This window comes from Sphingomonas sp. S6 (assembly GCF_043498045.1).
In the GTDB taxonomy this organism is placed as follows: domain Bacteria; phylum Pseudomonadota; class Alphaproteobacteria; order Sphingomonadales; family Sphingomonadaceae; genus Sphingomonas.
The window spans coordinates 179380-192906 of record NZ_JBIEOE010000005.1 but is presented as its reverse complement, the minus strand read 5'-3'; the positions used below and the strand labels follow the sequence as shown (position 1 = coordinate 192906).

The following is a 13527-nucleotide window of genomic DNA, read 5'->3' as shown; positions in this document are numbered from 1 at the left end:
CCCTCTCCCTGGCGGTTTCTCCGCTCATCGTCTCTTCATAGCCGCCTACACCATAGCCGCAACATTATTCTGAAACGTCGTTGCGTTTTATTTTATCCGCAGATACAAGCCGCTGGCGACGGGCGCAAAGCTCGCATCACATTCCAGGAGAGGCATATGCTCATCGGCCGCATCGCCAATAATCGTCATCTACTGCTCGCTGGCGTCAGCGCCGCCTGTCTGTGGGTGTCGGCAGCCCATGCGCAGACCGCCCCGGCCGCGGACGCGAACCCGGCGGCACAGACCACCCCCGTTCCCACGGCCCCCGAAGCGGTACAGACCCAGGAACCGCAGACCGCTGAAGCCACGCCCGCCGACACCGCCACGCCGCAGGAGGCGCCCGAACAAGGCGCCGACATCGTCGTGACGGGATCGCGCATCGGCCGCAGCGGCTTCACGACGCCGACACCGGTCACCGTCATCAATTCCGATCAGCTGGTGAAGAGCGCGCCCTCCACCCTCGCCGAGTCGCTGCGCAACCTCCCGGCCCTCACCGCGACGTCGGGTCCGCAGCGCGCCAGCGGCACGCAGGGCGGCGGTCAGTCGTTCCTCAACCTGCGCAACCTCGGCGCGGTCCGCACGCTGACGCTGCTCGATGGCCGTCGCTTCGTCGCCGCAAGCCAGTTCGGCACGGTCGACGTCAACCTGTTGCCCGCCGGCCTGATCCAGCGCGTCGACATCGTCACCGGTGGCGCGTCCGCCGCCTACGGGTCGGACGCGGTCGCGGGCGTCGTCAATTTCGTGCTCGACACCAAATACGAAGGCCTGAAGGGCGAGGTGTCGTCGGGCATCTCCGGCGAAGGCGACAATGCCGAAAAGCGCGCGATCCTGACCGGCGGCGTCAGCACGGCGGGCGACCGCCTGCACCTGATCGCCAGCGCCGAATATTACAAGAACGACGGCATCCTCGAAGGCAAGCGCGACTGGGCGCGGCGCGGCACCAACCTGATCAACGGCCCCGCAGGCGGCCCGGTCCAGATCCTGGCGAACGACGTCCGCAACCTCGGCACCTATGGCGGCATGCTGCTGACCGGCAACGGCGGCACCGCGGCGCAGAACGCCCTGTTCCGCGGGCTGCAATTCGGCCCCGGCGGCACGGTCCTGCCCTACAGCTTCGGGTCTTACTCCACCTCGACGCAGCAGATCGGCGGCGACGGCGTGAACACCGAACTGTTCCAGGAAATCAACCGCCCGCTGGAACGCTGGTCCACCTTCGGCCGCGCCGAATACGACCTCACCGACAATCTCTCGGTGTTCGGCGAGGCCTCCTACGGCTGGACCGACACGCGCTATTCCACCTCGACCAACCGCCATCAGGTCCAGAACCCGATCACGATCCGGCGCGACAATGCGTTTCTGCCGCAGCCGATCCGCAACCTCCTCGCCGCCAATCCCTCCGTCACCAGCCTCACCATGCTGCGCTGGTCGGTCGAAGGCGGCCTGACCGATGTCGCCGTCACCACCGACACGCGCCGCTTCGTCGGTGGCTTCAACGCCAAGGTCGGCGGGCTGAAGATCAACGGCTATTACCAGCACGGCCGCACCAACCAGCGCACCGACGTGCTCAACAACGAGATCACGGCGAACTTCACCCGCGCCGCCGACGCAGTGGTCAATCCCGCGAACGGCCAGATCGTCTGCCGCTCGACGCTGACCAACCCCAATGACGGCTGCGCGCCGTTCAACGTCTTCGGCGAAGGCTCGCCGTCCGCGGCGGCCCTTGCCTACACCCGCGGCACCAGCCGCACCGACTCCGTCTTTACCGAGGACGTCGCCGCGCTCAACGTGTCGGGCACGCTGTTTCAGGGCTGGGCCGGCCCGATCTCGTTCGCGACCGGCGCCGAATATCGCAAGGAAACGGCAGAACTGTCGGTCGATGCCTTGTCGCGCGCCGGCGCCTTCCTGTTCGCCAATCCGCAGCCCTGGTCGGGCAAGTATGACGTCCGCGAAGGCTATGTCGAAACCGTCGTGCCGCTGCTGCGTGACCTGCCCTTCGCCAAGTCGGTCGAGTTCAACGGCGCGGTCCGCTACACCGATTATTCGACCAGCGGCGGCGTGACGACGTGGAAGGCAGGGCTCAGCTGGACGCCGTTCGACGCGCTGCGCCTGCGCGGCACGCGCTCGCGTGACATTCGCGCGCCCAACCTGTCCGAACTGTTCACCAGCGGCCGCACGCAGTCGGCGACGATCGTCGATCCGTTTAAGAACAACATCCGCCTGTCCGGCATCTTCGTCACCACCGGCGGCAATGCGCAGCTGCAACCCGAAAAGGCGGATACGCTGACGCTCGGCGCGGTGATCCAGCCGCCGATGATCCCCGGCTTCAACCTGTCGGTCGATTATTACGACATCAAGATCAAGGACGCGATCGGCACGCTGACCGCGCAACAGACGGTCGACCAGTGTTTCGCCGGCAACCAGCTTGCCTGTAGCCTGGTGCAGCGCGACGGCGGCGGCAACCTGACCGGCCTCGTCGCCTTCCCGATCAATTTGTCGGAGCTGGAAACCAACGGCCTCGACGTCGAGGCGAGCTATCGCGTGCCGCTGTCGTCGATGATGGACACCGACGCGACGCTCAACCTGCGCACCGTCGTATCCTATGTCGGCAAGCTGTCCTCGACCACGCCGGGGTCGGCGCCGATCGATCGCGCCGGCGAAGTGGGCATCAGCGCCAACCCGCATTGGCGCTTCAACGCCCAGGCCGATTTCTACAAGGGCAATTTCAACCTGTTCAACCAGGTCCGCTTCATTGGCGGCGGCCGCTACGACGTGACCCGCGGTCCGTCGCAGATCGACCTGCAGAATATCAAGGCGCAGGCCTATTGGGACCTTCAGCTTGGCTACAAGCTCGAGAATGTCGGCCTCAAGGGCGCGGAATTCTATCTGAACATCCGCAACGTTCTCGACACCGATCCCCCCGCCGCACCCGGCGACGGCACGATCGCGCTGGCGACCAACACCGGCCTGTACGACACCACCGGACGTCTGTTCCGCGTCGGTTTCCGCTTCAACTTTTGATCCCCATTCCGGCCGCGCGCCCGCGCGGCCGGCAGGAGCCAATTCCTCATGTCGATCGGTTTTCGTGTCCTTCCCCTCACCCGTCGGATCGATGCCGACCTGGTCCGCCAGTTCGCCGACCTGCCCGTCGCCAACGTCAGCGACGCGATGAACCGCATGGCGGCCGGCGGCGCGGCGCTGCGGCCGATGCATGGCGGCGGCGTGCTCGCGGGGCCGGCGGTCACGGTGAAGGCGCGGCCGGGCGACAATCTGATGCTGCACAAGGCGCTCGACATCGCCGCACGCGGTGACGTCGTAGTGGTGGATGCGGGCGGCGATCTGACCAACGCCCTCATCGGCGAACTGATGGTGGCGCACGCGCAGAGCCGCGGCCTCGCCGGCATCGTCATCTTCGGCGCGATCCGCGATGTCGCGGCGATCCGCGCGGGCAGCTTCCCGGTCTTCGCCGCCGGCGTGACGCATCGCGGCCCCTACAAGGATGGCCCGGGCGAGGTGAACGTACCGATCGCGATCGACGGCATGGTAATCCCTCCGGGCGACCTCATACTCGGCGACGACGATGGTCTCGTCACGGTCGCCATCGACGATGCCGCGACGGTCCTCGCCGCCGCATCGGCCAAACACGCTGCGGAAACGGCGCAGATGGACAAAATCCGCCGCGGCGAAAACCCGCGGGCATGGGTCGATGAGACCCTCAAGCGTCTGGGCTGCGAAGGCGTGTGATGACAGACCCGGCTCCCTCCCGCTATCGGGAGGGAGAAGGGATCAGCATGGCGACGATCATCAAGGACCGGGGCATCAAGGACCGGGGGATCAAGGACAGACCGGCGCTGGAAGGCGTCGCCGCCGCCGAACGCGCGCTGGAACTGCTCACCTGCTTTCGTACCGGCGACAAGGCGCTGACACTGGTCGAGCTCGCCGACCGCACCGGGCTGGTCAAGAGCACGATCATGCGCCTCGCGATCAGCCTCGAACGGTACAATCTGCTCGTCCGCCTGCACGATGGCCGGTATCAGCTCGGCAGCGGCGTCGTCCGGCTCGGGACGATCTATCAGGAAAGCACCGACCTCGAACAGCATGTCATGCCGGTGCTCGCCAGGCTCGCCGCCGACACGCAGGAAACCGCGACCTTCTACGTCCGCCACGGCGAAGTGCGTCTGTGCCTGTTCCGCGTCAACTCGCCCAGCAGTCTGCGCCTCGACGTCGCACCGGGCACCCAGCGGCCAATGGATCAGGCCGGTTCCGCCCAGTTGCTGCGGCTGTTCGCGGACTGGCCGGACACGAAGCCCGACCTCCCGACGCTGCCGATCTATACCGCCGGCGCCACCACGCCCCACGTCGCGTCCTGCTCCGTCCCGATCATCGGCCAGGGCAATCGACTGGTCGGCGCACTGAGCCTCGCCGGACCCGACGCGCGTTTGACCGAACAGCGCGGCGCCGAGGTCGCGCTCCAGCTGCTACGGTCCGGCCTGGAACTGTGTCGCGCGCTGGGCGGCGACGCGGAGGCGATCTACCGGGTTCCGATCGCACTCGCGACGTAACCTACGCGGGCTGGCCTCGATGCCGCCCCGCTTTCTTTCGACGGATTATTTCCGCATCAGTGGCGCTTCGCTGCCGATCGACGGTGATGCCCCCGGTGGCGGAGCGCTCACGTTCGATTGCGATCGTAGCATCTTCGCCGCCTCGGCGCGGATCGCAGCCTGTACCTGCGGACTGGTGAGGTCGACGGGGCCGCTATACTGGTTACCAGGTATCGCACGGCTGTTCGCGACAAGCGCCGCGGGGCGCGCCGGCGAGCCGTCCGCGAGTTTGTAGCGCGTGGCCATCGCCCCGGGGCAGACCTCTCCGGTGGCGGCGAAAAAGGCATCCGCGCTTTTGATGTCCTGACACATGCGCGCCACCGCGACATTGTCGAAGCCCATGGCATGCCACGCGGCCGCATCGGACCGGCGCTGGCACCCCTCGTCGCTCTTGCCGACATTGATGTTGAAGGCGATGGGACCGCCCGCGGCGCCTCCGCCACTGCCGATCAGACACGGATTGGCACCGCCGAAATAGCTGCCCTGGGCGCTCGGCGTCGTCCATGTATGCCCGCCGTAGACGACCTCCTGCCGCGCCGGAACGTCCGTCTGCGGCCCGGTGATGGCCATGACGTTGACCGTATTGCTCGATTGCGCCTCCATTTGCTGCGCCGTGGCACTCAGTGGCAGGAGCGCGAGAACGGCGGCTGGACCCAGGACACGTTTCATCTTCCCTCTCCCTCTTCAAGAAATGGGGTGGCGGCCACGCCACCCCGAGTTTGGTCGATCAGTCGACGTCCCAGCCCAGCGAGCCGAAGCCGAAGGCGGTGGCACCTGCCGCCCCGGCCACCGTCCAGTCGGTCGAGGTGAGGTTGAACTGGTCGGAGTGGGTCGCATCGAACGAGCTGACCAGTTTGAAGTCGGCGGTGCTCTGTCCGAAGTTCATGACCTGCATGTTGAGCGCAGCCGAACCACCGGTCAGACCGCCGTACAGGCCCGCGTTGAAGCTGGTGGTGGTGATGGTGCCGTTGTTCGCCGCATCGATGTTCGCGGCGATCGACGACCCGGACGTACCGACGCCGCCGACGACGGCATAGCTCGATCCGGCCGGCACGCTGCTGATGTTCATCGTGCCGCCGAAGCCGCTGCCGGACGATGCCGAGATGTTGCGGGTGACATCGACGCTGAGCGTCTGACTGTTCGTCCCGCTCACCGCCGAGGTATCGATGGCGCCGTTGGTGAAGCCGCCGGCACCGATGCCGATGCCGGCGCCGCCGGTCACCGTGCCCGATGTCTGCGCTGCGGCGGGCACGGCGATCGCGAATGCAAGAACCGACAGCGAACTGTAGATAGCTTTCTTCATGGCAAGTGCTCCTGTTGACCAACTGTCGTTGGGTGAACGGCCGGCGAAGATTTCGCCGTCCGGCCTGGAACACACCGCGCGGATCGGCGGGCCGCACGATGACGGACAGGCAGATCCCGCGGCAATGAACCGCGCGCGACGAACGCGTCCGTAACGACCGCCGCAGATATGTGTGTTTCGTTTCGATCGGCAGTGCCGCTCGCACCTGGGGGAGGCGCGAGCGACGACCGCCGGGATTCAGGACGGAAGTGGCTGTCGTCCTGATCGGCCAGCCATCGTGGCCACGCCGGGCACCACGCGGGGGGCTTTGGGGCAAGCCCGGCGATCCCGGAACCGATCCGGCAGGATGGAGCCCGGCCGCCCGCGACGGTCGGCACGGGCGTCCATCCTGAGGGCGGGCATCAGCCGGCCGTGCCGATCGTCGGTTTTCCCTTTCACCGCCCGATGCAGAATTGTGTCCGGCATGACGCACCTCCTGCCGCTATCGCTACGACCGCCAGGGCCTCCCGAACATTCGCGCGATTACGGATCACCCTGCGGCATGCGATCCGTATTGTTTCGGAATTGCTGGACATGCCGCTGTGGCAGCAGGGTGCGCCCCGGGGGCGGACGCTGGCTCGTCCCGCTCATGAATTGCCTAGGCGAGGAGCGTCGCATCATGTCCGTCGAAGCATCGCCGGTCTCTCTGACGATCCAGTGGAAGGACCTGCCCGCGTCCGTCCGGATAACGGACCACCCGGACGGCGCGATACGTACCGATCGGCTCCACGGTGGCGGTCTGGACGCAGCCTCGCGATTGCCTGTTACGATTCCCGCGACCACGGACGACGGCCGGATCGTCAGTCTCTACATCGCGTCCGACGAAGACCGTTCGTTCGACATCGTCACCCAGACCGAAGCCGTGCATCGGTCGCGCAACCTCGTCTCGCTGGCCATCGCGCTTGCCCGCCTGTCATTGGCCCCTCTGGGCGCCAATGCCATCGTGGCGGCCTTCATCGATCGTCTGCGCAGCCTGGATGCCGTTGCGCGGATCGGATGCGAGGTTACGGGCGATTATTGCTCGATCCAGCAGGTTACGGCGCAAGTCACCGCCCGGTTCGACGATCCGCAGCGCCCCCGCATCGTGCAATCCGGATCGTCCGTTGCGCTGGCTGCGCGCTGGGCGAACCTGATTGCGATCGTTCTTCACGAACTCTGCGCAAACGCCATTCGGCATGGCGCCCTGACCAGCCCGTTGGGGCGGGTCGATATCCGATGGGCCCTCGTGCGCAGCGAGGCGGAGGACGACACCCTCCATCTGACGTGGCGGGAAATCGACGGTCCTCCCGTGTCCATGCCGGCGAAAACGGGGTTCGGCTCGCGCCTCCTGCGCGATCTCATCGCGTCCAACCGCCGGTGCGAGGCCATCATGCGCCTGCCGCCGAGCGGGCTAGTGTACAGCCTGAGCATCAAGCTGATGCGCGACGAGAGGCGCGAGTGATCCCACGCCCAGCCGGTCGAGTTCGACGCCGAGGCGGATGAGTTCGGCTGTGCTGCCCGCGCCCGTCTTTTCGAGCAGATGCACGCGGTAGGTTTCGACCGTCCGCGGACTGATGCCGAGGGCGCGCGCCGCCTCCTTGCTGGTCGCACCCTGGCTGATCAGATGCAGCACCTGCCGTTCGCGCGGTGACAAGGCGTCCAGCCGTTGCCGCGCGGCCATCCGATCCTGAAGCAAGGATTTGGCGCCCGCCACCGCTTGGCCGATCACCGACGCCTCGAACGGCTTTTCGATGAAATCGAACGCACCCGCCTTCAGCGCGTCGACGGCGAGCGGTATATCGGCATGGCCTGCGATCACGATGACGGGGTCCGGCCGGTCGAGCGGCGGCAGAGCACGCACGAGCGCGAGGCCCGACGACCCGGGCATGATGACGTCGCAGATGATGACGCCGATCGGCAGGGAATCCAGCGTATCGAGGAACAGGTCGGCGCTGCCGAACGATCGTGCCGGCACACCGGATGTCGCGAGCAGCAGCGATAACGAGCGGCACATCTCTGGCTCATCGTCGATGATATAGATCGGCAACTCGTGCTGCATGATGGGTCCCCTATGCATCCCGTCGTGGTAGTGAGAGCAGGAATCGTGCGCCGCCCAACGTCGACTCGTTGTCGCACCATATGCGGCCCCCATGCGCCTCCACGATGCTGCGGCAGATGGTGAGGCCGATCCCTACCCCTTCGGCTTTCGTTGATTGGAATGGTGCGAACAGATCGCGATCCTCCTTGAGCGGCACGCCCGGGCCACTGTCTTCGACGGCAATGGTCAGCGTGTCGGGATGCTCGCTCCAGCTGCGCAGTCCGATGGAGGGCGACGGGCGATTCTCGACAGCCTCTGCCGCGTTGACCAGAAGGTTCAAAAGGACCTGCTGAATCTGCACCGCATCGACCAGTATCTCTGCGGCACCCCGGTCGATACAGGCTTCGAACTGCGCCCCGGATTCCTTCACGGCGAGGTGCGCCAGCCTGACGACGTCTTCCATCAATGCGTGAACGTCCAGCCATTGCAATGTCGGCGGCCGCCGGGCGACGAACTCGCGCAGCTTGCGCAGCACCGCTGCCGTGCGAAACACCTGCCGCAGCGCGTCCCCGAGCGCCTCGTTCGCGGGCGCGACCTGTGGCGTCTGGCCGGCGAGCAGCGCCTGCGCGACGCCCAGATAATTGGCGATCGCGCCCAAAGGCTGGTTGAGCTCGTGCGCGATCGACGATCCCAATTGCCCCAGCGATGTGGCTCGCGCGATCCGGTAGAGCCCGCGCTGCGTTTCGGCCAGTTGCTCGGCGGCCTTGATCGCCTCGCTTTCGTCGCGGAGGTACAGCATGCTGTAGGCGCGTCCGGCGAGGGGGATGGGCTTCGACAGAACCCGCACGTGCAGCGTCCGTCCATCCGCGGTGATCGATCGATGCGGCGCTGCGGCGTTGCGTGACGACGGCGGCACGAACAGGTCGAGCGGCAGCCCGGCGAACGCGCGGCGGTCTATGCCGAACAGTTCTGCCGTCGCGTCGTTCACGGCGGCAATGCGATCGGCGGGATCGACCACCAGCATCGCCGCCGGCGAATCGTCGAACATGATCTGCAACGTCTGTTCGCGTCGCCGCGCATGGGCCGCGGCCCGCTGTTCCCGGCGCCGTGCGCGCTGCATCAATTCGCCGGTTATCGACAGGGCCGCCCCAAACGCGGTGACGATGACGAGGTTGCGACCGGTGACCAGCGGGCTTGACGGACTGGCGAACAGCGTCGTCCCGGTGAGGGTCACGCCCGTCGCGACGAGGCCCGACACGAAGCCTTCGTTCAGCGACGCATACAGGATGGCCCCCAGGCAGAACAGAAAGGGCAGCTCCACGCCCGCAAACACCCGCGCGGCCCAGGTCACCAGGATTGCGGCAGCGGCGACCGTGATGGAGGACGCGGACAGCCGGGCCGCGGGCGGGGGGCGACGATCCTCATCGATCATGGCCCAGAATCGTTGCATTCGTTTGCCCCAGGTCCGATACGGCACTAACCCATTGCGAAACGGAGAACAATGTTTGGCGCTAATCCGGCGCCTGCCTCCCATCCCAAAATGGGGCAAGACGCCAAACGACCCGGCAGCGACCGTCTGATGCGACGATCGCCGACGACGCAGTGCAGCCGAACAAACTGCACCGCAAACCATACGCCTTGACCAAATGCCACGGCGCCCCCCGGTCCGGCCGACGCCGGCGCGCAATCATTGGCATCAGCGCAGTGGATGGTACGGCGCTCCCGCGAAGCGGGACCAAACCGTCGTCCGGTGGCAACTGGAGCCCGACCGCCGGTGTCGCCCGTGACGACATCAGCGTCATGGCCCGACCGACTCGACCGCCCATCCCTTTCGGGACGCCCTGCTAACGGCGGGTTAGCCCACGGATGATGTCGAGAAGCCGATCGATCTCCTCGACCGTGTTGTAATAATGAGGCGAAACGCGGACCAGCGATGGCAAGCCGCGCTTGATGCTGTCCATCAGCGTGCTCGACGGCACCGACACGGACACGTTGATCCCCTGCGACGCCAAGAGCGCAGCGACTCCATTCGCTTCGCGACCATCGATCGCGAACGTCACGATCGACGCCAGCTCCCGTCCAAGATCGAATGTCTTCACGCCGTCGATGTCCGCCAACCCCTCCCGCAGGCGCGAGGACAGGTATCGATTGCGCGTCGCGATCCGGTCCAACCCAAGTTCCAGCGCATAGTCGATCGCAACGCCCAAACCCTCCCGTGCCGCATAATCGGACTCCCAGCTCTCGAAGCGGCGTGCGTCTGGTCTGAGGATGTAGCGATCCGGACCGCTCCACTCCGCGCCGAACAGATCGATCATCGCGGGCTCGGTCCGCTGTATCAGATCGCGTCGCATATAGAGGAAGCCGGTTCCCCGCGGTGCGCGCAGGAACTTACGCCCCGTCGCCGTCAGCATGTCGCAACCGATGGCCTGCACGTCGATCGGCATCTGTCCGACCGCCTGACACGCGTCCAGCAGATAGGGAATGCCATGTCGCCGGGCGATCGCCCCGACCGCCTGTGCGGGATTGATCAGGCCGCCATTGGTCGGAACCCATGTGATCGCGATCAGCCGCACGCGTTCGTCGATCATCCGTTCCAATGCGGCAGGATCGAGCACACCCGCTTCGTCGTCCGGAATCGTGTCGATAACGGCGCCCGTCCGCTTCGCCACCTGAAGATAGGCGAGATAGTTCGCCGCATATTCGGCCGTGGTCGTGAGAATGCGATCACCGGGACGGAAGGTTTGCGCGTAGAAGGCCCATTGCCAGGCCACCGTCGCATTTTCGGCCAGCGCTATCTCGTCGCTGCCAGCGCCGATCAACCGGGCGACGCTGTCATAGACGCCTTCGATGTGTCCGGCGCGCTCGGCCTTGGTTTCATAGCCGCCGATGTCGCCTTCGCGACGCAGATAGTCGATCACCGCGTCGATCACGGGGCGCGGCATCAAGGCCGCACCCGCGTTGTTGAAATGAATACGGTTTTGCGTGCCGGGCGTGTCGGCCCGCAGCCGCTCGATATCCTGTTCGCTGAAGTCGGCGCTCGGAGTGATCATAAAGCCATTATTGCGTGCCCGACGGGCACCGCAATCCCTTCTCATTTTCTATCCAGACGGAGCCCCCAAACAGCCGGTTGCGGCGTGGACGTCGCCTATCGCCGTGCGCCGATCCAGCGCGACAGCGCGAGCCCTCCGCCCATCGCGACAAGCAACAGCACGACCGGCTGCGGCGCGGCGACGAGATTGACGAAGGCGGGCCCCGGACAGATTCCGGTAAGTCCCCAGCCGATGCCGAAGACCGTCGCCCCGATCACCAGCTGCGCGTCGATCCGTCGCACATCCTGCCCCCCGCCCCCGTCGCCACCCCCGTCACCTTCGCGTCGGCGCGCATAGGCGAAGAAGGGTGCCGCGGTCGCGATCGCTCCGATCATGACGAGGGCAAGGCTGGGGTTCCAGTCTCCCGTCACGTCCAGAAACGCACGGATGCGCGCCGGGTCGGTCATGCCCGATATCACCAGGCCGATGCCGAAGAGCAGGCCGAAGGCAAAGGCAGTGAGGACAATTGGATGAGGCCGGGTCATTTCGTCACCAACACGGTCAGGATCGCGCTGAGCATGAACACCGGCACCGCGACCAGCGACCGCGGCGACAGGCGGGCGATCCCGCAGACGCCATGCCCGCTGGTGCAGCCGCCGCCGAACCCCGCACCGAACCCGACGAGCAGGCCGCCGCCGATCAGCAGCGGCAGGCCCATCGCGTCGATCGCCGCTGCCCCGCGCATCGCACCCAGCGCTGTCGCGCCCACCCCTGCCATGACGAGCCCGGCCAGAAAGGCGAGCCGCCACCACCGATCGGGGCCAGTGATGGCCTGTCGATAGATGCCGCTGATGCCCGTGATCCGCCCGGTCATGATCCGGAACCCGCCGGCCGCCGCCCCTATGACCACACCGCCCGCCAACGGCATCAGCGTGTCAGCCAGGATCATGCCACCTCCTTCAGAAGCGCTTGCCGAACGACAGTCCGATCGACGTCTCACCTAAATCGATATCGGCCTCGCCGCCACCGAAAGACGCGGGGATCGAACCACGACCCTCGACCCGCCGTTTCGGGGCGTGCATCGCGAAACCGGTGATCTCGACGCCCGAGCGCGTCGTATAGGTCGCTCCGAGCGTGAAGTGGTCCTGCACAACCCCCGGCGCGAGGATGTTGAGGAACGTCTGCGACGGCGGCACGGGATTGTCCGAATGGCCATAGCCCGCGCGCAGCTGCCAGCGCGGACTGGCGGTGACGCTGGCGCCGACCTTGATGACGTTGACGTCGCGCCAGCCAAAGCCGGGGCCGCCCGCCGCTCCGAACGGCACGCCGCGGAACAGGGGGGCCAGCGGATTGCCCACCGCACCCACCCCGACATAGTCGATCCGCTTGTAATCCGCCGCGATGGTCAGTGCGGGCACCGGCTTCACCGCGAGTCCCGCGCCATAGGAAGCGGGGATGTCGAAGCCGCCACGATCCGCGAACAACCCGGCATAACGACCGAACCGTCCAGTCGCGATCTTCGACTGGTAGAAGGCGCCGACGCTCAACCAGTCGGCAAGCTGCCCCAGATAGCCGATACGCACGCCGACGCCTGCGGACCAGCTGGTGCCACGGTCGGTGAAATGCTGCGGATCGGCGGAGGCGGCGGCGAAGGGCTGCAGGCCGTTCGCGCGAAAGCTCTGCACCGCGATCACCGGCGAAATGCCGATGCCGTGACCGGGCGCGATCCGCGCCGACAGGGTCGGCGACACGAACAGCTGCTGCAGATTGACTCCGGCCGGGCCGGTCGCGCCGAAGCGCGCGAAGGGATTGGTCTTGTAGTTCGTGTTCATCCCGCCATTGCCGCTGATGGCGATGCCGACCGCGACCCTGTCCGACAGCGGCCGAACATAGCCGATCTCGGGCAGCACGAACGGATTGCTGCCATTGCCGCTGAACCGCGCGTCCGGCCCTGCCGCGTTGCCTCTGATGCCTGCGCCGCGATCGGGAACGAAGATCTCCACGCCACCATCCAGGCGATGCCCGATGAATGTCCCCGCCGCCGGGTTGGACACGATCGAAAGGGCGTCCTGCGGCAAGGCGATGGCGACGCCGCCCATGCCCTTGGCCTTGGCGCCGACGCCGTTGAGGAAGTAGCCATCGGTCGCAAAGGCCGGCGTCGCCACCCCCAGCGCAAGGCCAGCGCCTGCCGAACCGACCTTCACGAGTTTGCGTCCCCACATCCGCGCCGCCCCCTATTCCTACCGTATTGATAGGCTATTATGGGAGCGCGCAGGGCAGCAAGATATCTTGGCTTTACCGCCAAAAATGCATCGTATCCGACGTATTCGCGATCATTGAATAAGGATATCACCTTGGACACAGGTCAGACAGGGACTGGACCTGCAATTACCGCCAAGGCACCATAAGCATAAATTCTTCGCGATATGCGCATGTTACATGTACTGCCAGTGCAAAAACTAGACCGACATGTCCGAGGGAATGACGGCATCGGAACGCCCC

12 protein-coding genes are annotated in these 13527 nt (G+C 66.2%); 4 read left to right on the top strand and 8 right to left on the bottom strand.

What is annotated here, in order from left to right:
- The first annotated feature begins 156 nt into the window (after positions 1-156).
- The 3 genes from ACGVWT_RS10770 to ACGVWT_RS10760 are packed head-to-tail and all read left to right on the top strand — an operon-like array spanning position 157 to position 4598.
- On the top strand, positions 157-3057 hold the full coding sequence (locus tag ACGVWT_RS10770) for a TonB-dependent siderophore receptor (RefSeq protein ID WP_315462369.1): 2901 nt from the start codon (positions 157-159) through the stop codon (positions 3055-3057).
- 48 nt (positions 3058-3105) lie between these two features.
- The gene (locus ACGVWT_RS10765; RefSeq protein ID WP_394426316.1) at positions 3106-3780 is read left to right on the top strand and encodes an RraA family protein; all 675 of its coding nucleotides are present in this window, start codon (positions 3106-3108) and stop codon (positions 3778-3780) included.
- Between the two features lie 47 nt (positions 3781-3827).
- Entirely contained in the window at positions 3828-4598 is a 771-nt protein-coding gene (locus ACGVWT_RS10760) for an IclR family transcriptional regulator (protein ID WP_315462371.1), read from the top strand.
- A gap of 45 nt (positions 4599-4643) precedes the next feature.
- Here ACGVWT_RS10760 and ACGVWT_RS10755 read toward each other — a convergent pair whose 3' ends face one another.
- Positions 4644-5306, bottom strand: a complete 663-nt coding sequence (locus ACGVWT_RS10755; RefSeq protein WP_315462372.1) for a hypothetical protein — start codon at positions 5304-5306, stop codon at positions 4644-4646.
- A gap of 58 nt (positions 5307-5364) precedes the next feature.
- Positions 5365-5940, bottom strand: coding sequence for a hypothetical protein (locus ACGVWT_RS10750; protein WP_116461491.1), 576 nt, complete (start codon positions 5938-5940; stop codon positions 5365-5367).
- Positions 5941-6598: 658 nt separating this feature from the next.
- Between ACGVWT_RS10750 and ACGVWT_RS10745 the strand changes: the two genes are divergently transcribed.
- Positions 6599-7420 (top strand): HWE histidine kinase domain-containing protein, encoded by an 822-nt coding sequence (locus ACGVWT_RS10745; RefSeq protein WP_315462373.1) that lies wholly within the window; start codon positions 6599-6601, stop codon positions 7418-7420.
- Here the strand turns inward: ACGVWT_RS10745 and ACGVWT_RS10740 are convergent.
- The 6 genes from ACGVWT_RS10740 to ACGVWT_RS10715 form a co-directional block, all read right to left on the bottom strand.
- Positions 7370-8017 (bottom strand): response regulator transcription factor, encoded by a 648-nt coding sequence (locus ACGVWT_RS10740; protein ID WP_315462374.1) that lies wholly within the window; start codon positions 8015-8017, stop codon positions 7370-7372. The genes ACGVWT_RS10745 and ACGVWT_RS10740 overlap by 51 nt on opposite strands.
- 10 nt (positions 8018-8027) lie before the next feature.
- The gene (locus ACGVWT_RS10735) at positions 8028-9428 is read right to left on the bottom strand and encodes a sensor histidine kinase (protein ID WP_394426309.1); all 1401 of its coding nucleotides are present in this window, start codon (positions 9426-9428) and stop codon (positions 8028-8030) included.
- Positions 9429-9840: 412 nt separating this feature from the next.
- Entirely contained in the window at positions 9841-11046 is a 1206-nt protein-coding gene (locus tag ACGVWT_RS10730) for an aminotransferase class V-fold PLP-dependent enzyme (RefSeq protein WP_315462376.1), read from the bottom strand.
- Between the two features lie 95 nt (positions 11047-11141).
- Positions 11142-11570, bottom strand: a complete 429-nt coding sequence (locus ACGVWT_RS10725) for a DUF6691 family protein (RefSeq protein ID WP_315462377.1) — start codon at positions 11568-11570, stop codon at positions 11142-11144.
- Entirely contained in the window at positions 11567-11974 is a 408-nt protein-coding gene (locus tag ACGVWT_RS10720; protein ID WP_116461486.1) for a YeeE/YedE family protein, read from the bottom strand. Before ACGVWT_RS10720 ends, ACGVWT_RS10725 begins: the two co-directional genes overlap by 4 nt.
- Before the next feature lie 10 nt (positions 11975-11984).
- Positions 11985-13247, bottom strand: coding sequence for an outer membrane protein transport protein (locus ACGVWT_RS10715; RefSeq protein ID WP_315462378.1), 1263 nt, complete (start codon positions 13245-13247; stop codon positions 11985-11987).
- Positions 13248-13527: the final 280 nt, after the last annotated feature.

Bases quoted from the DNA above. Each gene is read 5' to 3' on its own strand.
- ACGVWT_RS10735 (WP_394426309.1), bottom strand. From the start codon at position 9,428: ATGATCGATGAGGATCGTCGCCCCCCGCCCGCGGCCCGGCTGTCCGCG.
- ACGVWT_RS10720 (WP_116461486.1), bottom strand. From the start codon at position 11,974: ATGATCCTGGCTGACACGCTGATGCCGTTGGCGGGCGGTGTGGTCATA.
- ACGVWT_RS10765 (WP_394426316.1), top strand. From the start codon at position 3,106: ATGTCGATCGGTTTTCGTGTCCTTCCCCTCACCCGTCGGATCGATGCC.
- ACGVWT_RS10740 (WP_315462374.1), bottom strand. From the start codon at position 8,017: ATGCAGCACGAGTTGCCGATCTATATCATCGACGATGAGCCAGAGATG.
- ACGVWT_RS10770 (WP_315462369.1), top strand. From the start codon at position 157: ATGCTCATCGGCCGCATCGCCAATAATCGTCATCTACTGCTCGCTGGC.
- ACGVWT_RS10715 (WP_315462378.1), bottom strand. From the start codon at position 13,247: ATGTGGGGACGCAAACTCGTGAAGGTCGGTTCGGCAGGCGCTGGCCTT.
- ACGVWT_RS10760 (WP_315462371.1), top strand. From the start codon at position 3,828: ATGGCGACGATCATCAAGGACCGGGGCATCAAGGACCGGGGGATCAAG.
- ACGVWT_RS10750 (WP_116461491.1), bottom strand. From the start codon at position 5,940: ATGAAGAAAGCTATCTACAGTTCGCTGTCGGTTCTTGCATTCGCGATC.
- ACGVWT_RS10755 (WP_315462372.1), bottom strand. From the start codon at position 5,306: ATGAAACGTGTCCTGGGTCCAGCCGCCGTTCTCGCGCTCCTGCCACTG.
- ACGVWT_RS10730 (WP_315462376.1), bottom strand. From the start codon at position 11,046: ATGATCACTCCGAGCGCCGACTTCAGCGAACAGGATATCGAGCGGCTG.
- ACGVWT_RS10745 (WP_315462373.1), top strand. From the start codon at position 6,599: ATGTCCGTCGAAGCATCGCCGGTCTCTCTGACGATCCAGTGGAAGGAC.
- ACGVWT_RS10725 (WP_315462377.1), bottom strand. From the start codon at position 11,570: ATGACCCGGCCTCATCCAATTGTCCTCACTGCCTTTGCCTTCGGCCTG.